At 42.8% G+C, this 22,687-nt stretch carries 25 protein-coding genes; 20 read left to right on the top strand and 5 right to left on the bottom strand.

Going from position 1 to position 22,687, the window contains the following annotated elements:
• Positions 1 to 220: 220 nt before the first annotated feature.
• The 4 genes from ATG71_RS12235 (at position 221) to recO (ending at position 2,580) form a co-directional block, all read left to right on the top strand.
• Positions 221 to 619: a cytidine deaminase gene (locus tag ATG71_RS12235; RefSeq protein WP_098439829.1), complete on the top strand. Its 399-nt coding sequence runs from the start codon at positions 221 to 223 to the stop codon at positions 617 to 619.
• Positions 612 to 1,532, top strand: coding sequence for a GTPase Era (gene era / locus ATG71_RS12240; RefSeq protein WP_098439830.1), 921 nt, complete (start codon positions 612 to 614; stop codon positions 1,530 to 1,532). Before ATG71_RS12235 ends, era begins: the two co-directional genes overlap by 8 nt.
• Positions 1,533 to 1,638: 106 nt before the next feature.
• A complete protein-coding gene (locus tag ATG71_RS12245; RefSeq protein WP_098439831.1) occupies positions 1,639 to 1,782 on the top strand; it encodes a YqzL family protein in 144 nt (47 codons plus the stop codon).
• A 45-nt stretch (positions 1,783 to 1,827) separates the two neighbouring features.
• On the top strand, positions 1,828 to 2,580 hold the full coding sequence (gene recO, locus ATG71_RS12250; RefSeq protein WP_098439832.1) for a DNA repair protein RecO: 753 nt from the start codon (positions 1,828 to 1,830) through the stop codon (positions 2,578 to 2,580).
• 73 nt (positions 2,581 to 2,653) lie between these two features.
• Here recO and ATG71_RS12255 read toward each other — a convergent pair whose 3' ends face one another.
• Positions 2,654 to 4,027, bottom strand: coding sequence for a glycine--tRNA ligase (locus tag ATG71_RS12255; RefSeq protein ID WP_098439833.1), 1,374 nt, complete (start codon positions 4,025 to 4,027; stop codon positions 2,654 to 2,656).
• Positions 4,028 to 4,491: 464 nt separating this feature from the next.
• Between ATG71_RS12255 and ccpN the strand changes: the two genes are divergently transcribed.
• The 10 genes from ccpN (at position 4,492) to ATG71_RS12305 (ending at position 14,326) form a co-directional block, all read left to right on the top strand.
• Positions 4,492 to 5,118 carry a transcriptional regulator CcpN gene (gene ccpN / locus ATG71_RS12260; RefSeq protein ID WP_098439834.1) on the top strand — a complete coding sequence of 209 codons (627 nt, stop codon included), beginning with the start codon at positions 4,492 to 4,494 and terminating at the stop codon, positions 5,116 to 5,118.
• Positions 5,119 to 5,131: 13 nt separating this feature from the next.
• Entirely contained in the window at positions 5,132 to 5,944 is an 813-nt protein-coding gene (locus ATG71_RS12265; RefSeq protein ID WP_098439835.1) for a pyruvate, water dikinase regulatory protein, read from the top strand.
• Between the two features lie 352 nt (positions 5,945 to 6,296).
• Positions 6,297 to 6,764 carry a YaiI/YqxD family protein gene (locus tag ATG71_RS12270; RefSeq protein ID WP_179886648.1) on the top strand — a complete coding sequence of 156 codons (468 nt, stop codon included), beginning with the start codon at positions 6,297 to 6,299 and terminating at the stop codon, positions 6,762 to 6,764.
• Between the two features lie 44 nt (positions 6,765 to 6,808).
• Positions 6,809 to 8,620 (top strand): DNA primase, encoded by a 1,812-nt coding sequence (dnaG, locus tag ATG71_RS12275; protein ID WP_098439837.1) that lies wholly within the window; start codon positions 6,809 to 6,811, stop codon positions 8,618 to 8,620.
• A 33-nt stretch (positions 8,621 to 8,653) separates the two neighbouring features.
• Entirely contained in the window at positions 8,654 to 9,784 is a 1,131-nt protein-coding gene (gene rpoD, locus ATG71_RS12280) for an RNA polymerase sigma factor RpoD (protein ID WP_034757535.1), read from the top strand.
• Between the two features lie 118 nt (positions 9,785 to 9,902).
• Positions 9,903 to 10,442, top strand: a complete 540-nt coding sequence (locus ATG71_RS12285) for a hypothetical protein (RefSeq protein ID WP_286162991.1) — start codon at positions 9,903 to 9,905, stop codon at positions 10,440 to 10,442.
• Positions 10,443 to 10,607: 165 nt separating this feature from the next.
• A complete protein-coding gene (locus tag ATG71_RS12290) occupies positions 10,608 to 11,750 on the top strand; it encodes an acyl-CoA dehydrogenase (RefSeq protein WP_098439838.1) in 1,143 nt (380 codons plus the stop codon).
• Positions 11,751 to 12,010: 260 nt separating this feature from the next.
• Positions 12,011 to 12,385 carry a cytochrome c550 gene (gene cccA, locus ATG71_RS12295; RefSeq protein ID WP_098439839.1) on the top strand — a complete coding sequence of 125 codons (375 nt, stop codon included), beginning with the start codon at positions 12,011 to 12,013 and terminating at the stop codon, positions 12,383 to 12,385.
• A 115-nt stretch (positions 12,386 to 12,500) separates the two neighbouring features.
• Positions 12,501 to 13,211 carry a tRNA (adenine(22)-N(1))-methyltransferase gene (locus ATG71_RS12300; protein ID WP_098441815.1) on the top strand — a complete coding sequence of 237 codons (711 nt, stop codon included), beginning with the start codon at positions 12,501 to 12,503 and terminating at the stop codon, positions 13,209 to 13,211.
• Entirely contained in the window at positions 13,208 to 14,326 is a 1,119-nt protein-coding gene (locus ATG71_RS12305; protein ID WP_098439840.1) for a Nif3-like dinuclear metal center hexameric protein, read from the top strand. The genes ATG71_RS12300 and ATG71_RS12305 overlap by 4 nt, the downstream gene beginning before the upstream one ends.
• A gap of 45 nt (positions 14,327 to 14,371) precedes the next feature.
• On the opposite strand, the gene ATG71_RS12310 is transcribed toward ATG71_RS12305, so the two are convergent.
• Complete coding sequence (locus ATG71_RS12310) at positions 14,372 to 15,328, bottom strand: 4-hydroxy-3-methylbut-2-enyl diphosphate reductase (RefSeq protein WP_061811249.1); 957 nt, start codon at positions 15,326 to 15,328, stop codon at positions 14,372 to 14,374.
• 180 nt (positions 15,329 to 15,508) lie between these two features.
• Positions 15,509 to 16,273 carry a VrrA/YqfQ family protein gene (gene vrrA, locus ATG71_RS12315; RefSeq protein WP_098439841.1) on the bottom strand — a complete coding sequence of 255 codons (765 nt, stop codon included), beginning with the start codon at positions 16,271 to 16,273 and terminating at the stop codon, positions 15,509 to 15,511.
• A 306-nt stretch (positions 16,274 to 16,579) separates the two neighbouring features.
• Here vrrA and ATG71_RS12320 point away from each other — a divergent pair, with 306 nt between their 5' ends.
• Together ATG71_RS12320 and ATG71_RS12325 are read left to right on the top strand one after the other, a co-directional pair.
• A complete protein-coding gene (locus tag ATG71_RS12320; RefSeq protein ID WP_098439842.1) occupies positions 16,580 to 17,887 on the top strand; it encodes a DEAD/DEAH box helicase in 1,308 nt (435 codons plus the stop codon).
• Positions 17,888 to 17,956: 69 nt separating this feature from the next.
• Entirely contained in the window at positions 17,957 to 18,850 is an 894-nt protein-coding gene (locus tag ATG71_RS12325; protein ID WP_098439843.1) for a deoxyribonuclease IV, read from the top strand.
• A 50-nt stretch (positions 18,851 to 18,900) separates the two neighbouring features.
• Here the strand turns inward: ATG71_RS12325 and ATG71_RS12330 are convergent, their stop codons facing one another.
• Positions 18,901 to 19,155, bottom strand: coding sequence for a DUF2624 domain-containing protein (locus ATG71_RS12330; RefSeq protein ID WP_098439844.1), 255 nt, complete (start codon positions 19,153 to 19,155; stop codon positions 18,901 to 18,903).
• 221 nt (positions 19,156 to 19,376) lie between these two features.
• Between ATG71_RS12330 and ATG71_RS12335 the strand changes: the two genes are divergently transcribed.
• The 4 genes from ATG71_RS12335 (at position 19,377) to ATG71_RS12350 (ending at position 21,916) form a co-directional block, all read left to right on the top strand.
• Positions 19,377 to 20,153 (top strand): metal ABC transporter ATP-binding protein, encoded by a 777-nt coding sequence (locus ATG71_RS12335; protein WP_286162992.1) that lies wholly within the window; start codon positions 19,377 to 19,379, stop codon positions 20,151 to 20,153.
• Positions 20,154 to 20,171: 18 nt separating this feature from the next.
• Complete coding sequence (locus ATG71_RS12340; protein WP_098439845.1) at positions 20,172 to 21,029, top strand: metal ABC transporter permease; 858 nt, start codon at positions 20,172 to 20,174, stop codon at positions 21,027 to 21,029.
• A gap of 3 nt (positions 21,030 to 21,032) precedes the next feature.
• Positions 21,033 to 21,449 (top strand): Fur family transcriptional regulator, encoded by a 417-nt coding sequence (locus ATG71_RS12345; protein ID WP_098439846.1) that lies wholly within the window; start codon positions 21,033 to 21,035, stop codon positions 21,447 to 21,449.
• A 104-nt stretch (positions 21,450 to 21,553) separates the two neighbouring features.
• On the top strand, positions 21,554 to 21,916 hold the full coding sequence (locus ATG71_RS12350; protein WP_098439847.1) for a DUF1499 domain-containing protein: 363 nt from the start codon (positions 21,554 to 21,556) through the stop codon (positions 21,914 to 21,916).
• Between the two features lie 32 nt (positions 21,917 to 21,948).
• Here ATG71_RS12350 and ATG71_RS12355 read toward each other — a convergent pair whose 3' ends face one another.
• A complete protein-coding gene (locus tag ATG71_RS12355; RefSeq protein ID WP_098439848.1) occupies positions 21,949 to 22,518 on the bottom strand; it encodes a hypothetical protein in 570 nt (189 codons plus the stop codon).
• Between the last annotated feature and the right edge of the window lie 169 nt (positions 22,519 to 22,687).

Below are 22,687 nucleotides of genomic sequence, written 5' to 3' on the forward strand. Positions count from 1 at the left end.
AATAAAGGCTGCAGGAAAGAAATTATGCGATTTCTTCCCTGTGGCCTTTAATTCATTTGAAAACGTTCTTATACTTGTATAGAATAAGTGGAGCAAAGGACAAAATCGATAAATAGTTTGAATTATCTAACTATTTTATTACAAAATGATAACAGCCCATTTTCTTTTATGAAAATTGTAGTAAAATGAATGTGTAAGGGTTAAAAGGAGAGTTCAATCAATGAATGCAGAACAATTGATACAAGAAGCTAAACTAGCGAGGGAAAAAGCATACGTACCCTATAGTAAATTTAAGGTGGGAGCGGCTCTTCTGTCAAAGGACGGTAAGGTCTATCACGGATGCAATATTGAAAATGCAGCGTACAGCATGTGTAACTGTGCTGAACGGACTGCGTTATTCAAGGCGTACTCAGAAGGTGACGTAGACTATTCGATGATCGCGGTTGTGGCAGACACGGCAAGACCTGTTCCACCATGTGGAGCATGCCGGCAGGTCATTTCAGAACTTTGTCCGAAAGAAATGAAAGTCATATTGACGAACCTGAAGGGCGATGTAGAAGAATTAACCGTAGCGGAACTATTACCAGGAGCTTTTTCACCGGAGGATCTAAATGAGTAATAATATCAGTAACACAGAATACAAATCAGGCTTTATCTCCATCATTGGAAGACCAAACGTTGGGAAATCCACTTTCCTGAACCGGGTCATCGGTCAAAAGATCGCCATTATGAGTGATAAGCCCCAGACCACACGCAACAAAGTTCAAGGAGTTTACACGACCGATGATGCCCAGATGATATTCATCGACACTCCTGGAATTCACAAACCGAAACATAAACTGGGAGACTTCATGATGAAGATTGCTCAGAACACTTTAAAAGAAGTGGACGTCATATTGTTCATGGTGAACGTCGAAGAAGGATTGGGAAAAGGAGATCACTTTATCATAGAGAAGCTGAAAGGTGTAAAAACTCCGGTCTACCTTATTCTTAATAAGATCGACCAGATCCACCCAGACGCCTTACTGCCTATGATTAAACAATACAATGACCTGTTCCCGTTTGCGGCGACTGTGCCTATCTCAGCACTCGAAGGAAACAACGTTGACCAGCTGCTGCAGGTACTGAAGGATCAATTACCGGAAGGGCCTCAATTTTATCCTGCCGATCAGATTACCGATCATCCTGAACGTTTTATCGTTTCAGAACTGATCCGGGAAAAGGTCCTGCACCTGACACGGGAAGAGATTCCCCACAGTATTGCGGTCGTGATCGACAAGATGGAGCGAAAAGATGAGAAGAACCTCATTGACGTCATCGCCACCATCATTGTAGAGAGAGATTCCCAGAAGGGGATTGTCATCGGCAAGCAGGGCTCCATGCTCAAAGAAGTAGGGAAGCGATCGCGGGTGGATATTGAGAACCTGTTGGGATCAAAGGTTTATCTCGAACTATGGGTGAAGGTACAGAAGGATTGGCGTAACCGATCTGCAAACCTCCGTGACTTTGGCTTCAGTGACGACGAATATTGATAATTAACAATATTTAGGCCACATGTTTTAGAGAGAAAATGCTCATTCTAATCACAAGAAAGCTTATGAAGTCTTGCTAGTTTAAATCCAGAAAGGTGGGTTTTTTATGTTAGACTTAACATGGAAATTTTTTTCGCAGACAGGAAGTATCGATACCTATCTCCTTTTCAAGGAGCTTGAGAAGGAGACATTTGATGATCCTTACAGCTTTGAAGAAGAAACAGCGGAAGTAGATTTTCCTTTAACGTGATAAGTTTGTCATCACCCGGGAAGATAGAGATCGGGAGGTGGCTAAATGCTGCAGAAGTGTGAAGGAATTGTCATTCGAACCAATCATTACGGTGAGTCGAATAAAATTGTTACCATATATACACGGGAATTCGGAAAGATTGGATTGATGGCTAGAGGGGCAAAGAAACCTAATAGCCGTCTTTCCGCCATTTCACAATTGTTTACATATGGTTATTTCCTTTTTATCAAGGGAAGCGGGCTGGGTACCCTTCAACAGGGGGAAATGGCAGAGTCCCTGCGGCATGTGAGGGAGGATCTGTTTAAGACGGCTTACGCCACTTACATCGTGGACCTCCTTGATAAGGCAACGGAGGACCGAAAGCCGAATCCCTTCTTGTTTGAATTGCTTTACAAGACTCTTCACTACTTGAATGAAGACTATGACCCGGAAATCCTGATGCATATCTTTGAAATGAAGATGCTCCCTGTAATGGGGTTGTATCCTCATCTGAATGGATGTGCTGTTTGCGGGGAAACCGATGGTGAATTCGCTTTTTCCTTTAAAGAAAATGGATTCATCTGTCATCGCTGTTTAAGTGAAGATCCACATCATTTACCGATCTCACAAAGTACTGTGAAGCTTCTCAGGGTATTTTACTATTTCGACCTCAATCGATTGGGAAATATATCGGTGAAAGATGAAACGAAACGTCAATTGAAGCGGGTAATCAGGACTTATTACGATGAAAACTCAGGTCTGACATTAAAATCCAGGAGGTTTCTGGACCAAATGGATAACCTTAAGGACTTATTCTAGTTACATAGATGCTGCTTGTGATATAGAGAGGCCCATTCACGTTTGTGAATGGGCCTGATTTTTTTAATTAATATTAAAACTTAATTTTCTCTTGCAAAAATGTCTTTACATCACTGATTGGCATTCTTACCTGATCCATTGTGTCGCGGTCACGTACGGTTACTTGACCGTCTTCTACAGAGTCAAAGTCGAATGTGATGCAGTATGGAGTGCCGATTTCGTCCTGGCGGCGGTAACGTTTCCCGATGGATGCCGTTTCGTCGAAGTCGATCATAAGATCCTGGGACAGCTCTTCGTACACTTTAAATGCATCGTCAGAGAGTTTTTTCGAAAGTGGCAGGACAGCCGCTTTGAACGGAGCCAGTGCCGGGTGGAAACGTAATACGGTACGTGAATCGTTCTCTAGTTCTTCTTCTTCGAACGCATCGCATAGGAATGCTAGGGTTACCCGGTCAGCCCCGAGGGAAGGCTCGATGCAGTAAGGTACATATTTTTCATTCGTTTGTGGATCCATGTAGTGGAAGTCCTCATTTGAATGTTCCATATGACGCTTCAGGTCGAAGTCTGTACGATCTGCCACACCCCAAAGCTCACCCCAGCCAAACGGGAATTTGTATTCGATATCCGTTGTCGCGTTGCTGTAATGGGATAATTCGTCCTGATCGTGGTCGCGCAGTCTCATATTGTCTTCGCTCATTCCAAGATTCAGTAACCAGTTTTTACAGAATTCGCGCCAGTACGAGAACCACTCTAGGTCTTCGCCAGGTTTGCAGAAGAATTCAAGTTCCATCTGTTCGAATTCACGGGTTCTGAATGTGAAATTACCAGGAGTGATTTCGTTTCGGAAACTTTTACCGACTTGCGCAATACCAAATGGCATTTTCTTACGCATGGATCGCTGAACGTTTTTGAAGTTTACAAAGATCCCCTGTGCTGTTTCTGGACGTAAATAAATTTCATTTGTAGAAGATTCCGTTACTCCCTGATGGGTTTTGAACATAAGGTCAAATTGGCGGATATCTGTGAAATCGTGGCTTCCGCAATCAGGACATGCAATATCATGTTCTTTGATGATTTCTTCCATTTTTTCGAATGAAAGACCGTCTACAATCATCTCGATGCCCTTTGCTTCCAAGGCATTTTCAATGATTTTGTCTGCGCGGTGACGTGTCTTACATTGCTTACAGTCGATCATCGGGTCATTGAAGTTCCCAACGTGCCCGGAAGCTACCCATGTTTGCGGATTCATCAGGATACTTGCATCAAGGCCCACATTGTAAGGGGACTCCTGTACAAATTTTTTCCACCAGGCTTTTTTAATATTGTTTTTCAGCTCTACACCAAGTGGACCGTAATCCCATGTGTTGGCAAGTCCTCCGTAAATTTCAGAACCGGGGAAGACAAACCCCCTGTGCTTTGCTAAGTTGACTACTTGTTCCATTGACATATAAGTCACTCCTTCTCATCATTTATGTAAATAAAAAAGCTCGTCCTTAGGCGCTTGAGGCCTAGGGACGAGCTTGTTACTCGCGGTTCCACCCTAGTTGATATACATACATGTATACCCACTTTAAAAACGGTAAATAGCTCCGGATTGCCGTCTCCATGCCATCTGGGCTTTCACTGTCCCCAGTCGCTTATCGGTTAGCAAGGATTATTGATCCATCATAGCCTTATTGGTTATAAGATGAAGACATTTTATCATGACAAAGAAATAAAAACAACTAATGATTTGGAGAAGAGAAAAGATTTGAAGTTTCGTTCAAAAGAAGATACTCTTTGTAAAGTGAATTTTAGCTATAGGTTGTCACAAATGGATGATAATATGCTCTTTTCATTTTGGTTAAATAGTATATAATATTTAATATAAAGTATAACATAAATTGTTTGACCGTTAGGTGGTGAGTAACAATCGAACTTAATAAACGTCAGGAACATATCCTGCAAATAGTGAAAGACAACGGACCTATCACTGGTGAACATATTGCGGATCAATTAAATTTAACGAGGGCGACTCTAAGACCTGATCTTGCCATCCTGACCATGGCAGGTTACTTGGATGCACGTCCGAGGGTAGGGTATTTCTATACAGGGAAAACAGGGACACAGCTGCTGACGGAGAACCTGAACAAAATATTCGTCAAGGATTATCAATCGATTCCGGTTGTGGTGAATGAAAATGTTTCCGTATATGATGCCATCGTAACGATGTTTCTGGAGGATGTGGGAACATTGTTTGTCGTGGACGCCAATACATACTTAGTGGGTGTCCTGTCCCGTAAAGATCTTTTGAGAGCGAGTATCGGGAAGCAGGAACTCAGTACGTTGCCGGTGAATATTATTATGACAAGGATGCCCAATATCACGGTTTGTGAAAAAGATGACCAGCTGATCGGTGTGGCGAAGGACCTGATTCATAAGCAGATCGACTCTGTCCCCGTCATCAAAAAAACCGAAAAGGGTGATTTAGAAGTCATAGGCAGGATTACGAAGACCAATATAACAAAAGCATTTGTTGCCTTGGCAGATGAATATTAGAAGGTGGTGAACGATCGTGAAAGAACCGATCATCTATGTAGTATCCGACTCGGTGGGTGAGACTGCTGAATTAGTCACAAAAGCGGCGATTAGCCAATTCAATGGTTCCAATACGGTCATAAAGCGCTTTCCGTATATAGAGGACACCGAACATATCGATGAAGTGATTTCCTTGGCGAAGCTCAATCAGGGGTTGATTGTGTACACTCTTGTAAAGCCGGATATGCGTGCTTACATTAAAGAACAATCTGAAAAGGAAGAGCTCTATGCATTTGATATCATCGGTCCATTAATGGACAAATTTCAAGCTTCCTATCAGAGGGAACCGTTGTTTGAACCCGGGACTGTCAGAAAGCTTGATGACGATTACTTCAAGAAGGTGGAAGCCATTGAATTTGCCGTCAAATACGATGATGGACGTGATCCGCGGGGCATCCTCAGGGCGGATATCGTGCTTGTCGGAGTGTCCAGAACGTCCAAAACGCCTCTTTCGCAATACCTTGCACTGAAAAGGATCAAAGTGGCGAATGTTCCACTTGTACCGGAAGTGGATCCCCCGGAGGAATTATTCATGGTTTCACCGAAGAAATGCTTCGGGTTAAAAATCAGCCCTGAAAAGCTGAATACGATTCGCAGGGAAAGATTAAAGTCTCTCGGACTGAACGATCAGGCGAGCTACGCGAATATAAAACGTATAGAAGATGAACTGACGTATTTTGAAAAAATTACGGACCGCATCGGCTGTCACGTCATTGACGTAACCAACAAAGCCGTCGAAGAAACAGCCAATGTCATCACAAATATCTACCAAAAAGCCAACGATTGATCGGTGGTCATTCGAATGACCGTGTACATAAAAAGATGATTCCCCCTGAAAAATAGAGGGAATCATCTTTTATTTAGTCCATTTATATTAATAAAGTTTCATGAATTTCAAAGCACGAACAAAAACCTTAAAGGAATTAAGTTTTTATAGTGGTCAAACTTGTCCGACTATACTATAATAAAAAATTGTGATAAAAATATTTAAAATAGGTTTAGACTAAACTCTTAAGGAATAAACTAATTATTGTGATATGTCAAGTCTCGTCTGAATTAAAATTCGACAATTTTAATCAATTCTCTGGGAAAGTTCTAAAAGAGAGAAGGATAATACGGAGTGATGTAGAATAGTTAGTATTAGCGAACATAACCCTACCGTATATGTAGACGCGGATGCTTGCCCGGTAAAACAGGAGATCATTAAAATAACAAAAGGTTATGGCTTTAAGATCATTTTTGTTGCTTCCCATGCCCACAGGAAGAACACACCTGATGAAGGTGAATGGGTATATGTGGATAGTTCGAAAGAAGCGGCAGACTTATACATCATGAATCATGTGAAGGCAGGAGATGCCCTGATCACACAGGACATAGGGCTTGCAAGTCTGGTATTACCGAAAAAAGTTTATGCCATCTCTCCCAGGGGAAAAGCCTACAGGGAAGAGAGCATTGTCACGGCACTCGATTATCGGTATGTCGCAGCCAAAGAACGCAGGAGAGGCAACTACGGTAAAGGTCCCAAGCCTTTTACAAATGAAGACAGAGAAACATTTTGTATGTCCTTCGATAAAATCTTGTCGGAAATTGCAGGAGAATCGCAATAAGTACAGAATGGATTAAGAGGGTTAATAAAAACAGGTGATAGAGTATGTCTGAAAGAATCCCTGAAGATAAGTTAAATAATATTTTATCGTCAACCGATATCGTCGACGTTGTCAGTGATTATGTACAACTGAAAAAGCAGGGCAGAAATTATTTTGGTTTATGTCCGTTCCATGGAGAAAATACTCCATCTTTTTCTGTTTCTCCCGACAAACAAATTTTTCATTGCTTTGGATGTGGTGCAGGAGGAAACGCATTTACGTTTCTCATGGATGTAGACGGCCTCAGCTTCCTTGAAGCGGCTCAGAAGCTCGGAGCAAGAGTCGGCGAAGAAATTTCCATCCAAACACCATCATCGGATCAACCGCTTCCCCCTCAAGAGGACGAGAAGCAAATGTTGGAAGCCCACAGCTTATTAAGTAAATTTTACCATCATCTCCTTCTAAATACAAAGGAAGGTCAGGAAGCGCTTGAATATCTGCTTGCAAGGGGCTTTACAACGGAAAGCATCACGAAATTTCAAATTGGATGGTCACTCCCGAGTTGGGACTTCACGGTCAAATTCCTGGAAAAGAGGGGTTACTCCCTTGACCTGATGGAAGCCGCGGGGCTACTCGTCAGAAGGGAAAAGGACGATTCCTTCCTCGATCGCTTCAGGGGAAGAATCATGTTCCCCATTGTGGATGCAAAAGGGAATACCGTCGCATTTTCAGGCAGGACGATCGATGCGGATGATCAGCCGAAATACTTAAACAGTCCTGAAACAAAGATCTTCAATAAAAGCAGCATCCTTTATCATTATCATGATGCACGATCCATGATTAGAAGAAAACAGCAGGCAATATTATTTGAAGGGTTCGCAGATGTTATTTCAGCGAGCGAAGCCGGGGTTGAAAACGGGGTAGCCACCATGGGTACTTCGTTGACAGAACAGCAAATAGGCCTGTTAAAGCGATTAACGGATTCCATCATCATTTGTTACGATGGTGATTCTGCCGGGGTGGAAGCCGCATTCAGAGCCGGAAAGCTTCTTCATAAGCATCAGTTGGACATACGCGTAGCTATAATACCCGAACAATTAGACCCTGATGACTACATTGCCAAATATGGTTCAGAACGATTCCAACAGGATGTAATAGGGGCAAGTTTGACGTTCATGGCGTTTAAGCTTCGGTATTATAAACTGAATAAAAACTTAAATGATGAAGGAGATCGCCTTAAGTATATAGAAGACATACTAAAGGAAATTACTCAATTAAGTAAAGCGGTTGAAAAGGATTATTATTTAAGATACTTGGCTGATGAGTTTGAACTATCGTTAGAGGCTCTTCAACAACAGCTGTCTGAATTGCAAGGGCCGGAAAACCGCGTTCCTAAACCGCCTAAACAGGTCGGTATGCAAGGGAATTTCAAACAATCCACCCAGTCAAGGCTCTTGCCTGCATATCAAACCGCTGAGCGTAGGTTGATTGCTTACATGCTGAAGGATCCGAATACCGCTTATAAGATTCAGGAGTGGCTTGCAGGCACGAACCTCAATATTGATGAGCATCAGGCTATTATTACTTATTTATTGGGTTATTATGAAGAAGGTCTGCCTCCAAGTGCCAGTTCGTTTATCGGGTACCTTCCTGATGAAAGGCTCAGAAGGATCGTGACGGAAATCGAAATGATGTCCATAAGCGAAGAAAGTACGGATCAAGAATTGACAGATTACGTTAACCAGGTGTTAAAACATCAAAAGATGTTGAGAATAAAAGAAAAAGAAGTGGAAAGAAAAGAAGCGGAAAGACTAAAGGATTATAGGCAGGAAGCACAAATAGCAATGGAAATCTTACAGCTGCGTAAGTCTCTATAAAGTTTTGTAAGGAAGTTGGAAGGAGGGGAACAAATGGCTGAAAAGTCAGCGCGTTCCAAACAAATAGCGTCAGAATTAACAGTTGATCAGGTGAAAGAATTTTTAGTTAACCAAGGTAAGAAAAGAGGAGTCCTCACATACGAAGATATTGCCGATAAACTATCCGGCTTTGAATTGGATTCCGATCAAATGGATGAATTCTATGAACACTTAGGTGAGCAGGGTGTAGAAATCGTTAATGAAAGTGACGAAGATGATGATCCAGGTGCCACGGAGTTAGAGAAGGAAGAGGAAGAAGAATTTAATCTAAATGATTTAAGCGTTCCTCCCGGGGTTAAGATAAATGATCCTGTACGTATGTACCTGAAGGAAATTGGGAGAGTCGATTTACTTTCTGCAGAGGAAGAGATCAATCTTGCCAAGCGAATTGAAGATGGTGATGAGGAAGCCAAGCGACGTCTGGCAGAAGCGAACCTGAGACTCGTTGTCAGTATCGCAAAACGCTATGTAGGCCGCGGGATGCTATTCTTGGATCTTATCCAGGAAGGTAACATGGGTCTAATTAAAGCAGTGGAAAAGTTCGATTACCGGAAAGGGTACAAATTCAGTACGTATGCGACTTGGTGGATTCGACAAGCCATCACCCGTGCCATTGCGGACCAGGCAAGAACGATACGTATCCCGGTTCATATGGTTGAGACCATCAATAAGCTGATTCGTGTACAAAGACAATTACTTCAAGATCTCGGCCGTGAACCTGCACCGGAAGAAATTGCCGAAGAAATGGATCTGACTCCTGAAAAGGTTCGTGAAATTCTTAAGATCGCTCAAGAACCTGTATCCCTTGAAACACCGATTGGTGAAGAAGACGATTCTCATCTTGGGGACTTCATCGAGGATGCAGAAGCTCAATCCCCTTCGGAACATGCAGCTTACGAATTGTTGAAAGAACAGCTTGAAGATGTTCTGGATACTCTTACAGACCGTGAAGAAAATGTTTTACGATTACGTTTTGGTCTGGATGACGGCAGAACGCGTACATTGGAAGAAGTGGGTAAAGTGTTTGGTGTTACCCGGGAACGTATTCGACAAATCGAAGCGAAAGCCCTTCGGAAACTGCGCCATCCAAGCAGAAGCAAACGATTGAAAGACTTTTTGGAATAGAACCATCCTTTACTGCCTCTATTGTGCATAGAGGTGGTTTTTTTTGTCCAAATTAAAGGGTTTCCCCTGATCGTTGCCGAATAGACTTAAAGGATGCAACTACAAAAGGTGTGACAAAGTGACCAGAATAAAGAATTCAAAAAAAGAAACCATCATCCATGAAATCCTTCTTTGGAAGCAAACGAAGATGCTGCCTGAACAATATTGTGATTATCTTCTTGCATTATATACAGAAGGGGCAGGAATCGATGACAGAGAATCAGCGGAATATCAGAAGAATCATTTCCTAAAAGGTTTTCTGGTTTCCATTTCTTCGATCTTAATTTCATTATTTGTCATTTATTTTACTGAATTGTCAATCGTTTTGCAAACAGCGATTTTGGCAAGTTTTGTCGGATTATTAATGGGTGTAGGAATTTATTATACTAAGAAACAAATTTCTTCTTTACTTCTCTATGCGTCAGCTGCTTGCATCCTCCTTCTTTCATCCATGGAACTGACGGAAAGGATCTTTGAAGGGCACTCTTTGCCATTATACGTAACCTTGTTTCTGAACTGTTTTATATGGATTGGTGCAGGGATGAAGTGGAAGATGAAGTATTTCACGCTGGCAGGATCGGTAGGAGCGGCCCTTGTCGGAATTTATATATTACTATAACTTCTGAAAATTTAAAAGTTTTTTAAAGTTGAGAAAATTCATGATCCCCTCTTATAATAGGAATGAGAGCGTATTCATAGAGTGTGATGACTATGCTTGAAAGCGCTTTATATACTGTAGAAGTCTGTGGCTTTCAGTCATCAAAGTTAGACAAGGGGGATAAAGATGAATTTCGACTTAACACAAGAGCAAGCAATGATTAGGAAAACGATCAGGGAATTCGCTGAAGAAGAAGTGGCACCTGGGGCGTTGGATCGTGACCGCACAAAGGAATTTCCAAAAGAAATCTTCAAGAAACTTTCTGACCTGGGGATGATGGGGCTTCCCTTTCCGGAAGAATATGGTGGAGCCGGAGCGGATACAGTAAGCTTTGCCATCGTAACAGAAGAGCTCAGCCGTGCATGTGCCTCTACAGGGATCACGTACTCTGCCCATATTTCATTGGGAGGCGCCCCGATCAATTTATTTGGTACACACGAACAGAAACAGGAATACTTAACGCCGATTTGTACAGGGGAATCATTTGGCGCTTTCGGCCTGACTGAACCCAATGCCGGTTCAGATGCGGGGGGAACCCAGACCACTGCTGAAGATAAAGGGGATAAATGGGTCATCAACGGGAATAAATGTTACATCACCAATGCAAGTTACGCGAATCATCTCGCGTTAACGGCGATCACAGGCAGGAACAACGGGAATAAAGAGATCAGTGCCATCATCGTACCTACCAAAGCCAAAGGATTTACGGTCATTGATAATTATGAAAAAATGGGGCTTCATTCCTCCAATACAACTGAGCTGGTCCTTGAGGACGTGGAAGTGCCTAAGGAAAACCTGTTAGGGAAGCAGGGGGAAGGATTCAAGCAGTTCCTTGTCACCCTTGACGGAGGCAGGATCGGAATCGGGGCAATGGCTGTCGGTGTGGCTCAGGCTGCTTTTGACAAGGCTCTTCAATATTCGAAAGAGAGAAAGCAGTTCGGTAAAACGTTATCTCAATTTCAGGTTACGCAATTTAAGCTGGCTGATATGGCAATGAAGATCGAGCTCGCGAGGAACATGGTTCATAAAGCAGCATGGTTAAAGGACCAGGGAAGACCATTTTCCAAAGAAGCGTCAATGTGTAAATTGTACGCGTCTGAAATCAGTATGGAAGTGGCCGACGAAGCCATTCAGATCCATGGCGGATACGGTTACATGAAAGAATACCATGTTGAGCGCTACTTAAGGGACGCGAAACTCCTTGAAATTGGAGAAGGGACATCAGAGGTGCAGAGAATGGTGATTTCAAGGTTGATCGGCTGCCAATAGGGGTAGAATCCTCTATAAGGATAAATGAGCTCTATCGGTCCTCTGGGGGCTGATAGGGCTCATCTATTTTGTTTCATATGGGGTATGTGAGAAGAAACAAAAGATGAAAAACAGGAAAAAAGAAGGAAATGTGTCTAATTTGTGAGAAAGATGGAAAAGTTAATTGATAGTACTTTTACTTTGTCGGTTTTTACAGTAAAATATAAAGTGTTGAAAAGAGCACTATTTTTTGGATGTTGTACATAAAGGAGGTTAAAATCATGAATCGTAATCCAATCATCCCATTCGTACTGATCATGGCCCTTGGAATTGGTCTTATTTTCTTCTTGTCGATTGAAGGCCTTAACAATGCCGAAGATAAAGCGAAGGAAGAAAAGCATGGTGAGACTGCTGGCAAAGAAGGCGAACAAGCTTCAAGCGGGGAGTTCGATCCGGAAGCTAAGTACAAGGAGTCTTGTGTATCTTGTCATGGTGGGAACTATGAAGGTGGCGCGGGTCCAGCTCTTAAAGGAACGAAGCTGTCTAAAGACGAGATCAAAGATAGAATCAAAAATGGTGGAGGCATCATGCCGGCCGGTCTTGTAGCAGATGAAAATCTTGATGCAATGGCAGACTGGATCAAATCACTTAAATAATGAATGATTGAAAAAGGTTCTTTGTCTTTGGGCAAAGGACTTTTTTTATATGGAGAAGTTGGTTAAAATGAGTATCAGATAAGCAGGACCAATAATAATGAGTAAAGGTGAACGAATGAATATCCAACAATTATCAAAACGACTTGAAACCGTTGTTTCATACATACCAAAACAATCAAAAATTGCCGATATCGGTTCAGATCATGCCTACCTTCCTTGCTATGCAGTCAATAAAGGTATCGCTTCTTCAGCGATCGCCGGTGAGGTGGTAAAAGGCCCTTACCTTTCTGCGAAAAAACAGGTGGAAGATGCGGGGTTAACGCGGGAAGTTGAAGTAAGGTTAGGCAATGGTCTGGAAGTCTTATCACCCGGTGAAGTCAATTGTATTACGATCGCCGGGATGGGGGGTGCTTTGATTGCATCAATCTTGGAGGCTGGCAAGGACAAACTGACTGACGGACCAAGATTGATCCTACAGCCCAATGTGAGTGCGAAATCGATCAGGACATGGCTGATGGAAAATGGTTGGGATCTAATCGGTGAGGAAATCCTTGAAGAAGATGATAAGCTATATGAAATTTTGATAGCAGAAAAAGGAGATCCAAGCACCCACTACTCGAAGGAACGTGAAAAAGAATTGCTGCTCGGGCCGTTCTTGATGAAGGATCGAAATGCTGCATTCATCAAAAAATGGAATCAGGAACTCCGACAGTGGAAGAATATCGTGAATAACATGGAAAAAGCAGAGCAGACCGAAGCGTTGGAAGTACGTAAAAATGAGCTTCTGCACAAAATCAAAATGGTTGAGGAGGTCCTGATCTCATGAAAACAGTGAACGGACATGAAATCATTCAGCTTTTTGAAGAGTTCTCTCCGAAATATCTGGCTGAAAGCGGTGATCCGATCGGACTTCAGATCGGTAAGCTGAATGAGAAGGTCGAAAATGTCATGATCACACTGGACGTGCTGGAAAATGTCGTGGATGAAGCGATCAAGAATAATGTCAAATTGATCATTGCCCATCATCCGCCATTATTTCGACCACTGAAATCTTTACAAACGGATACGTATCAGGGAAGAATGATTGAGAAGCTGATCAAACATGATATTAGCGTATATGCTGCCCATACCAATCTTGATGTGGCGGCAGGCGGTGTGAATGATCTACTCGCTGCTAAGCTTCAATTACAGGATCCTTCTGTACTTGTTCCTACCTATCAGGAAGAAATTCGTAAATTGGCGGTTTATGTGCCGAAAGAACATGCAGGGGAACTGAGGGAGGCTTTAGGGAAAGCCGGAGCAGGACATATCGGTAATTATTCCCATTGCACCTTCTCCTCTGAGGGACAGGGGAGATTCCTGCCCGGGGAGGGAACAAATCCTCATATAGGAAAACAGGGCGCCCTTGAAGAGGTTTCAGAAGAAAAGGTGGAGACGGTTTATCCGGTTTCCCTGGAGAAAAAAGTATTGAAATCCATGTTTACCCACCATCCATATGAAGAAATCGCCTATGATATCTACTCCCTGGAAAACGGTTCTAATGCCCTTGGACTGGGCAGGATCGGCTATTTAGCAGAGGAGATGAGCCTGAAGGACTTTGCACTGTTTGTAAAGAAAACATTAGGCATGGATGGAATCAGGTTGATTGGGGACGGGGACGCAAAGGTGAAGAAAGTGGCGGTACTCGGCGGAGATGGTAATAAGTTCATCGGAAAAGCCAAGAGACAGGGTGCCGATGTGTTCGTTTCCGGTGATATCTATTATCATACGGCCCATGACGCCATGATGATGGGGCTAAATATTGTGGATGCAGGCCATCACATTGAAAAGGTGATGAAAGAGGGAGTAGCCGCTCATTTAGCCAAAAGATGCTCGGAAAAAGGGTTTATTGTCAATATATTTGCTTCGAAAGCAGAAACGAACCCCTTTACGTATATGTAAAAAAGAAAGGCCCCTTGAGATTTCGCAAGGGGCCTTTCAGCATTCTTATTTGGTTCCCATTTTCGCTTTCCTGACTTTAGGGAGTATCTTATTTAATGGGACATTGCGCTCTCTTGTCCATGTGGACTCGTCATTTGGATCAAAAGCTTCCAGGAATTTAATGACTTCCTTCACAATCGGTGTTGGAGTGGATGCACCGGCAGTGACAGCGACGACACCCGCATCTTTGATCCATTCTATATCGAGCTCGCTGATGTCTGAGATGCGGTGGGCAGGTGTACCTGCGATATCCATCGACACTTGTGCAAGGCGATTGGAGTTATTGCTCTTCGGGTCGCCGACGACGATAAGGACATCTGCATCCCCTGCCTGCTCTGCCACTGCTTCCTGTCGTACTTGGGTAGCCAGGCAGATTTCTTTGTGCAGCTCGACATGAGGATACATTTCCTTCACTTTATCCATCGTATCAAGTACATCCCATTGACTCATGGTTGTTTGGTTCGTCACGATGATCTTATCGTTGTCGATGGACAGCTGTTCGACGTCGTCGGCTGTTTCGACGAGGTGAACGATTTCGGGTGCGACACCGACTGCGCCTTCAGGCTCGGGATGCCCCTTTTTCCCGATATAAATCACATCATAGCCCTCGGCTTCTTTGGCCCGGATCAAATCATGTGTCTTTGTGACGTCGGGACAGGTAGCATCCAGTGTAACCAACCCTTTTTGCTTCGCGATTTCTTTCACCTCAGGAGAGACTCCGTGGGCGGTGAAGATCACCGTTCCTTCATTCACCTGTTCAATGATTTCTTTTCTATTGCTGCCATCGAGAGTGATGATACCGTCTTCTTCAAACGCATCCGTTACATGTTTGTTATGGACGATCATCCCCAGAATATAAATTGGACGAGGAAGCGATTTGTCTAATGCGGCATTTCTAGCAATGACCATTGCATCTACCACACCATAACAATAGCCTCTCGGAGTAATCTTAATAATATCCATCAATAAATATCCTCCTACATGAGAGAGTCTTTTGTCTTCATTATAAAGGAGAAAGGTCCGTCTGACAAAGAGAACGAAGTGAAGGATCATTTTCACATGAACAAGTGACACATGTTTTTTACTTTTATACCCAAAAAATAATCCCTGTCAGGTGATGGAATACCTTTAGGGATGCGACTTTTATATATATAGTTTTGGTTTTGGATGTGATTTAGCCGGTGCCTCATCATCCCAATCTTCTTCATCAGTGATTTTTACAGAAGGTTTCTTTTTCTTTTTTTTCTTTACAGGGATTTCTGCTTCGGGGATTTCTTCACTTTCCTCACTTTGAACCTCTGTCGATAGGTCATCAGGCGTTTCAGCAGACATATCCTTAAACCCGCGGTACAGCTTCCAAAGAGAAGGAATATTTTTGACCATCGGACCATATTGCTGAAACATCGGGCCCAACTGCTGGGCAGTCTGCAACATTTGTTGAGTGTTGGACAGAAAGGAATTGACATTGCCGGGATTCAAGAGAGATTGCATGATTCCCCCAGCTGCCTGAGGTGATCGCTCGAATCCGGTTTCACCTGCAGAAGACCTCGTAAATTGTTCCAGAAGTCCTCCACCGCCTGCATTGCGGTTTTCCCCTTTTTTCAGGAACTTCGACAGCAACCCTTTGCCTTGCCCTCTGCCTCCTCCTCTTTGATTCATTCCCATATTAAAGCCTTGTTTAGGAGTTTGCCTTCCAAATTGAAAAGGCGGGGGCTGTGTCTGTCCCATCCCGAAATGATTCCTGCCAGACTGCTGCTGCAATCCGAACCCGTTACCTTGCCGTTGACCCAATCCGAATGTATTCATCCCGGGTTGCTGTAACCCGAATCCGTTCCCCTGGCGCTGTCTCATTCCGAAAGGATTTCTCATATCCTGACCCTGATTTCTCATTCTTCTAGGCGGCATCATGACAGCCTCCTTTCATTTCAATAAATTCGTTGTCACTATAGAGTATGCAACAGGTTAAAAAAGGGTATTGTGACAATAACATCTGAAATAATATCAAGTTGACCTAGATGTTTTGCTGAAAATTGATTATAATGGTTAGATGTTCTTTAAATATCACGCTTCTAAACGTTAAAATAAAATCACTGACAACTAAAAAAGTGATCTATACATTTTATATAAATCTGTGGTGATGATGTGAACGGCATAGACATCCATCCCGATGACAGCGTAAATAAAAGGATATGAAGATAAAAGGAGATGTACTCAATGAAAAAGAATTTATTTCTGCAATTTGGATTTCAGTCTTTCATCAATGAAGCTGTAGAAGAACTGGGTTTCTATGAACCAACTGAAATTCAGAAGAAAATGATCCCTCTGATCTTAAAGGGACAAAGTGCGATCGGTCAATCTCAGACGGGAACGGGGAAAACCCACTCGTATCTATTACCGATCATCGAAAAGGTGGATGCAGCTTCTGAGCAGGTACAAGCTGTCATCACTGCACCTACCCGTGAATTGGCACAACAGATTTATCAGGAAGTACTTAAGATTACGAAGGATACTGAGATCGTATCCCGTTGCTATATCGGGGGAACGGACAAACAGAGAACGATCGAAAAGTTAAAGCATCAGCCTCATATCGTTGTCGGTACGCCGGGACGAATTAATGACCTTGTAAAGGACCAGGCACTATTTGTCTATACAGCGAAGCTTCTTGTGATCGATGAAGCTGATTTGATGCTCGATATGGGATTCATTGAAGATGTGGATCAAATTGCGGCGAAGATGCCTGAGAAACTACAGATGTTGGTGTTTTCTGCCACAATCCCAGAGAAACTGAAGCCGTTTTTGAAGAAGTATATGGAAAATCCACAATATGCCCACGTGGAGCCGGAACAGCTATCGGCCAAAAATATTGAACACGTGATCGTCCCTTTGAAGAGCCGTGATAAAACCAATATGCTTTACAATATTTTAGTGGAAATCAATCCTTACTTAGGGATCGTGTTCACCAACACGAAGCAAAAGGCGGATGAAGTAGCGGATGCCCTGATTGCCAAAGGATTGAAGGTCGGCCGTATTCACGGTGATCTTTCCCCTCGTGAACGTAAGAAAATGATGAAACAAATAAGAAACCTTGATTATCAATACATTGTGGCAACAGACCTTGCAGCCAGAGGGATCGATATCGAAGGGGTCAGCCATATCATCAACTATGAACTGCCTCAGGATCTGGATTTCTATGTTCATCGTTCAGGCCGTACAGCACGTGCGGGGAATAGCGGTATTGCCTTCACCATTTATACGCCTTCGGATGAAGATGCGCTGAATCGTCTGGAGAAGCTTGGAATCAGCTTTTCCCATCGGGATATTAAAAAAGGAGAATGGTCCGAGCTGCCTCCTCTGAACAAGCGTAAAAACCGTCAAAAATCGAACGTTGATGAAATCGATGAAAAGGCAAAATCGCTAGTCCGTAAACCGAAATCGGTTAAACCGGGATATAAAAAGAAAATGAAATACAAAATGGATCAAATCAAGAAGCGGGAAAGAAGAATAAAAAACAGAAACAAATAAGGGTTTGAACGTGATTCATTTGTACACATTCGATACTATAAAGAGAGATTTTCTTAGGAGTTGAGAAGAATGGTTAAGATTGGATCCCATGTTTCCATGAGTGGAAAGAATATGTTACTCGCTTCAAGTGAAGAAGCCGTTTCGTATGGTGCGAATACCTTCATGATTTATACAGGTGCACCACAGAACACGAGAAGGAAAAAAATCGAAGACCTGAATATCGAAGCGGGTCTTGCTCATATGAAAGAAAATGGAATAGAGGACATCGTGGTACATGCTCCTTATATCATCAATATCGGAAATACGACCAACCCTTCTACATTCGAATTGGGAGTCAATTTCCTTCGCTCTGAAATGGGGCGCACAGAAGCGATCGGGGCAGGACAGATCGTCCTTCATCCTGGTGCTCATGTCGGTGCGGGAGCGGATCAGGGGATTGCGAAGATCATTGAAGGCCTTAACGAAGTGCTGACAAAGGATCATAAGGTTCAAATTGCCCTTGAGACAATGGCTGGAAAAGGTTCTGAATGTGGGAGATCCTTTGAGGAAATCGCTCAGATCATAAATGGAGTGGAACTGAATGATCGCCTTTCCGTCTGCTTTGATACGTGTCATACACATGATGCAGGATACAATATCGTAGAAGATTTCGATGGGGTATTGGAAGAATTCGATAAAATCGTAGGCATCGACCGCTTGAAAGTTCTTCACATAAATGATAGTAAGAATGAACGTGGAGCGGCTAAGGACCGGCATGAAAACCTGGGATTCGGGCATATCGGATTCAAGGCACTGAATTATATTGTGCATCATCCGCAGCTTAAGGATATTCCCAAGATATTGGAAACACCTTATGTAGGGGAAGATAAGAAAAATAAAAAGCCTCCTTATAAGTTTGAAATCGACATGCTTCGTAATCAAACCTTCGATGAAGAGGTATTGACGAAGATAATGAATCAGTAAAGAGTGGAGGAGGTAGGTCATGTCTCAAGACGTGACCGCCTCCTCTTTTTTTATCGGATGAGCTGCAAAAAGAGCTGGTTGATTTCCTTGGCTTTCTTTGGACCGATGATCTTAGCCAGGTCCTTCACCAATCTGCTTCTCTTCGTATCATCGAAGATATTGATGTTTTTCCCTTTTACGCTCTGAACGATGCTTGTTGCCTGCTGGGACGTGAGAGAAATGTTATATTGTTTTGCATACTTTAATAACTCATCATTTGTAATATGGTTAATTTTGTGATTAATCACATTTTGTAATAGCTTCATGTTTATCACTCCTCAAATGATACATATGTATCTCACATCAAGAAAGTGACACTTTTATTAGAAAATGAGAGAAAGAAACGGACGATGACACGGACTGCCCAAACAAGTGGGCGGTCCCTTTTTGAGTGAAGAACGGAATCATTTACAATTGATGATTCATCCTGTATACTACCCTATGTACTTTTAAATCGTAATGATTCTTATAAAGCGAGATGATATAGATGGATATGACAAATCCAGTGATAAAAATAGAAGATGTGAATTTCCGCTATGAGCGTGAAAGGGTTCTCGAAGATATTAATTTGAGCATACCAAGAGGTGCTTTTCTCGGAATCGTTGGTCCGAACGGTTCTGGGAAATCCACATTACTTAAGCTGGTCCTTGGCCTGCTTCGGGTGAAACAGGGGAATATTGAGCTGTTCGGGATCCCCCAGAATAAATTCAAACAATGGGACCGCATCGGCTTTGTCTCACAGAAGGCAAACAGCTTCAACACAGGATTTCCGGCTACCGTTTATGAAGTGGTGGCAAGCGGTCTGGCGAAAAAGGCAGGATTGTTCAAGCGTGTCTCAGCAGCATATAAGAAAGATGTGATTCAAGCAATCGAATCAGTCGGCATGGGTGAGTTCGCCAAACGGAATATCGGAGAATTATCAGGAGGTCAGCAGCAAAGGGTCTTCATCGCAAGGGCCCTTGTGAGTCAGCCTGATGTATTGATCCTCGATGAACCGACAGTGGGAGTCGACAGCCGTAACGTACAAAACTTCTATGATATGTTAGAAAGGTTGAACAAGGATCTAGGTATCACACTTGTGCTGGTCACCCATGACATCGGGTCGATCTCAAATAAGGTGACACATGTTGCCTGCTTAAATAAACATTTACATTTCCATGGCAAAACAGAAGAGTTTGAAAAGCTCAAAGAAAATCAGCTTTCCTCTTTTTATGGTCATGATGTACATTTTTTGAATCATGATCATGAACATCATCATTCATGATCGATCGGAGGGAAGAAAATGCTTCAAGCTATTTTTCAATATGAATTTTTACAAAATGCATTTCTGACAGGAATCCTTATCGGGATTATCGCTCCGTTACTCGGGGCATTCATCGTGGTTAGGAGATTATCCCTGATTGCCGATGCCCTGAGCCATGTGACGCTCTCAGGCATTGCGGCAAGTCTGTACTTAAGCAAAACGTTGCCTGGATTTTCAGGGTTGAATCCCCTTTACTTTGGAATGGCGTTCTCCGTGATGGGTTCCTTATTCATAGAACGATTAAGAATGGTATATAAGCATTACCAGGAGCTTGCGATCCCGATCATCCTGTCCGGGGGAATCGGGATAGGGGTCATATTCATTTCACTCGCCGACGGTTTCAACACGGATCTATTCAGTTATTTATTTGGGAGTGTCAGCGCAGTCAGCAGGGGGGACCTGTATCTGATTGGCGGGATCAGTGTCCTTGTCATCGGAGTGATTTTCTTATTGTATAAAGAGTTATTCCTTTTATCCTTTGATGAGGATCATGCAAAGGCATCCGGGATCCCTGCGAAGGCGATCCATTTTATCTTCATGATCATGGTCGCCCTTGTGATTGCCGCCTCCATGCGCATTGTGGGAATCCTTCTGGTATCATCTCTCATGACATTGCCGGTTGCCGCGAGTATCAGGATCGCGAACGGATTTAAACAGACGATTGGATATTCCCTTTTATTCGGGGAGATTTCCGTCATCGTCGGGCTAGTGAGCGCCTTTTATTTGAATCTTGCTCCCGGTGGAACGATCGTCATGACAGCCATCTTGATTCTTCTCCTGACGATCCTCATCAAGAAATTGAGGTCGTCGAGTCATTCTTCAAAAGGTGAGGTGTAGGAAATGAATGTAACGGAAGCGATGGATTTGTTAAAAGCAAAAGGATATAAGCATACGGGGAAACGGCAGCAATTACTTGAACTGTTTTCAAGCTCGAATAAATATTTAACGGCGAGGGACGTGCTGGAGTATATGAAAGCCGATTATCCCGGTCTGAGCTTCGATACCATTTATCGTAATTTAAGCCTATTCGTAGAGCTTGGCATACTGGAAGAAACGGAGTTATCCAGTGAAAGGCATTTCCGGATTACGTGTGAAAGTCATCATCACCATCATCACTTCATTTGTATGGATTGTGGGAAAACGAAAGAAATCCATACCTGTCCAATGGAAGCGTTGAAAGAAAATTTAGCTGAAACCGGCTATGATATATCGGGACATAAATTTGAAATATACGGTAAATGTCCACAGTGTCAATAGGGATCCCTCGGGGTCTCTTTTTTCTTGCGAACATCTTCACGTGTTTAACCTTGTGTAAAGGAGGGGAAAAATAGGTAGATAGAAGGAATAGAGGAGATGTAGCCATGAGATCGGCCCCTTTCACACACTGCCCCACCAATAAAAAAAACTGTGTGAGTACGATAGACCTTACGTCTTACCACAGGATCGCGCCTCTTCCCGTAAATGGGAAAGTGGCAAATACGAAAGCAAGGATACACCAGACGCTGAATCAATTTGATCATGTGGAAATAAAGGAAGAAGGGACGCATTATGTGCATGCCGTCTTCACATCCAAATGGATGAAATTCAAGGATGACCTGGAGCTTTATATTGATGAAAGTACCCGCCTATTGCATTTCAAGTCGGGTTCACGCCTAGGGTATTATGATTTCAAAGTGAATCGGAAGCGCGTAGAACGATTTAAATCCTTGTTTAAAAAGGCATAGAAAAAGCCTCGATTCCGAGGCCATTTCTATGATTAGCGTTGTTGCTGCAGCCAGTTCTGTACCCAGGAATCCGCTTCCTTCCAGTCATTCACACGAATGACCCCATCAGGGATCGGTTTTTGATTATAAGGCGTGTTGAATAACAAAACCGGGATGGATAATTCCTCGGATATGGCCACTGCATTATCGTGTTTATCTTCAAAGAAAATATCGACTGCATGTTTTTTTGCAGTGGATATTTTATCGTGAGATCCGATCAATTCGATATGATGATACATAAGGTCCTGTTCATCGAACCATTCCTTCGTAATATCGATGAGGTCGGTTCTTCTTGCACTGATAAAATAAAGTTCGTGCTTCTCTTTCCACTGATCCAGGATCGTTTTTGCGCCGGGAGCAAGGGGAGACTCTTTGTAAATGAGCGGTTCTGCTTCTTTGAACCATTTTCCAAAGGTTTGGGGTGATATGTCCAAAACCTTTGTCAGCTCGTATTGGGTGATGTCCTGTAAGGTTAAATTCAGTTGAAAATGATCATTTATGTGAGGCAGTAAAGATTCAGGTGACGTAACTGTCCCATCAATATCGATTCCAAAACGTTTCATTCTTTATCATACTCCCCTTTATAAAAACTTCTTCAAGTTTATCACATTCCCCCTATTGAAATAACCTCGAAAAACAATTATTCCTTTGAACAGCATACGTGCTATCGCAAGGATAACAAAAATGACAAAGATTAGCATAGTAAAAAAGCTGAACTGACACACAATAAGA

Origin of the sequence: Bacillus sp. es.034 (assembly GCF_002563655.1) — a bacterium.
Lineage (GTDB): Bacteria > Bacillota > Bacilli > Bacillales > Bacillaceae_B > Rossellomorea.

Coding starts and splice junctions, on each gene's coding strand:
- ATG71_RS12235 (WP_098439829.1), top strand. CDS start 221: ATGAATGCAGAACAATTGATACAAGAAGCTAAACTAGCGAGGGAAAAA.
- era (WP_098439830.1), top strand. CDS start 612: ATGAGTAATAATATCAGTAACACAGAATACAAATCAGGCTTTATCTCC.
- ATG71_RS12245 (WP_098439831.1), top strand. CDS start 1,639: ATGTTAGACTTAACATGGAAATTTTTTTCGCAGACAGGAAGTATCGAT.
- recO (WP_098439832.1), top strand. CDS start 1,828: ATGCTGCAGAAGTGTGAAGGAATTGTCATTCGAACCAATCATTACGGT.
- ATG71_RS12255 (WP_098439833.1), bottom strand. CDS start 4,027: ATGTCAATGGAACAAGTAGTCAACTTAGCAAAGCACAGGGGGTTTGTC.
- dnaG (WP_098439837.1), top strand. CDS start 6,809: ATGTCTGAAAGAATCCCTGAAGATAAGTTAAATAATATTTTATCGTCA.
- rpoD (WP_034757535.1), top strand. CDS start 8,654: ATGGCTGAAAAGTCAGCGCGTTCCAAACAAATAGCGTCAGAATTAACA.
- ATG71_RS12290 (WP_098439838.1), top strand. CDS start 10,608: ATGAATTTCGACTTAACACAAGAGCAAGCAATGATTAGGAAAACGATC.
- cccA (WP_098439839.1), top strand. CDS start 12,011: ATGAATCGTAATCCAATCATCCCATTCGTACTGATCATGGCCCTTGGA.
- ATG71_RS12300 (WP_098441815.1), top strand. CDS start 12,501: ATGAATATCCAACAATTATCAAAACGACTTGAAACCGTTGTTTCATAC.
- ATG71_RS12305 (WP_098439840.1), top strand. CDS start 13,208: ATGAAAACAGTGAACGGACATGAAATCATTCAGCTTTTTGAAGAGTTC.
- ATG71_RS12310 (WP_061811249.1), bottom strand. CDS start 15,328: ATGGATATTATTAAGATTACTCCGAGAGGCTATTGTTATGGTGTGGTA.
- vrrA (WP_098439841.1), bottom strand. CDS start 16,273: ATGATGCCGCCTAGAAGAATGAGAAATCAGGGTCAGGATATGAGAAAT.
- ATG71_RS12320 (WP_098439842.1), top strand. CDS start 16,580: ATGAAAAAGAATTTATTTCTGCAATTTGGATTTCAGTCTTTCATCAAT.
- ATG71_RS12325 (WP_098439843.1), top strand. CDS start 17,957: ATGGTTAAGATTGGATCCCATGTTTCCATGAGTGGAAAGAATATGTTA.
- ATG71_RS12330 (WP_098439844.1), bottom strand. CDS start 19,155: ATGAAGCTATTACAAAATGTGATTAATCACAAAATTAACCATATTACA.
- ATG71_RS12335 (WP_286162992.1), top strand. CDS start 19,377: ATGGATATGACAAATCCAGTGATAAAAATAGAAGATGTGAATTTCCGC.
- ATG71_RS12340 (WP_098439845.1), top strand. CDS start 20,172: ATGCTTCAAGCTATTTTTCAATATGAATTTTTACAAAATGCATTTCTG.
- ATG71_RS12345 (WP_098439846.1), top strand. CDS start 21,033: ATGAATGTAACGGAAGCGATGGATTTGTTAAAAGCAAAAGGATATAAG.
- ATG71_RS12350 (WP_098439847.1), top strand. CDS start 21,554: ATGAGATCGGCCCCTTTCACACACTGCCCCACCAATAAAAAAAACTGT.
- ATG71_RS12355 (WP_098439848.1), bottom strand. CDS start 22,518: ATGAAACGTTTTGGAATCGATATTGATGGGACAGTTACGTCACCTGAA.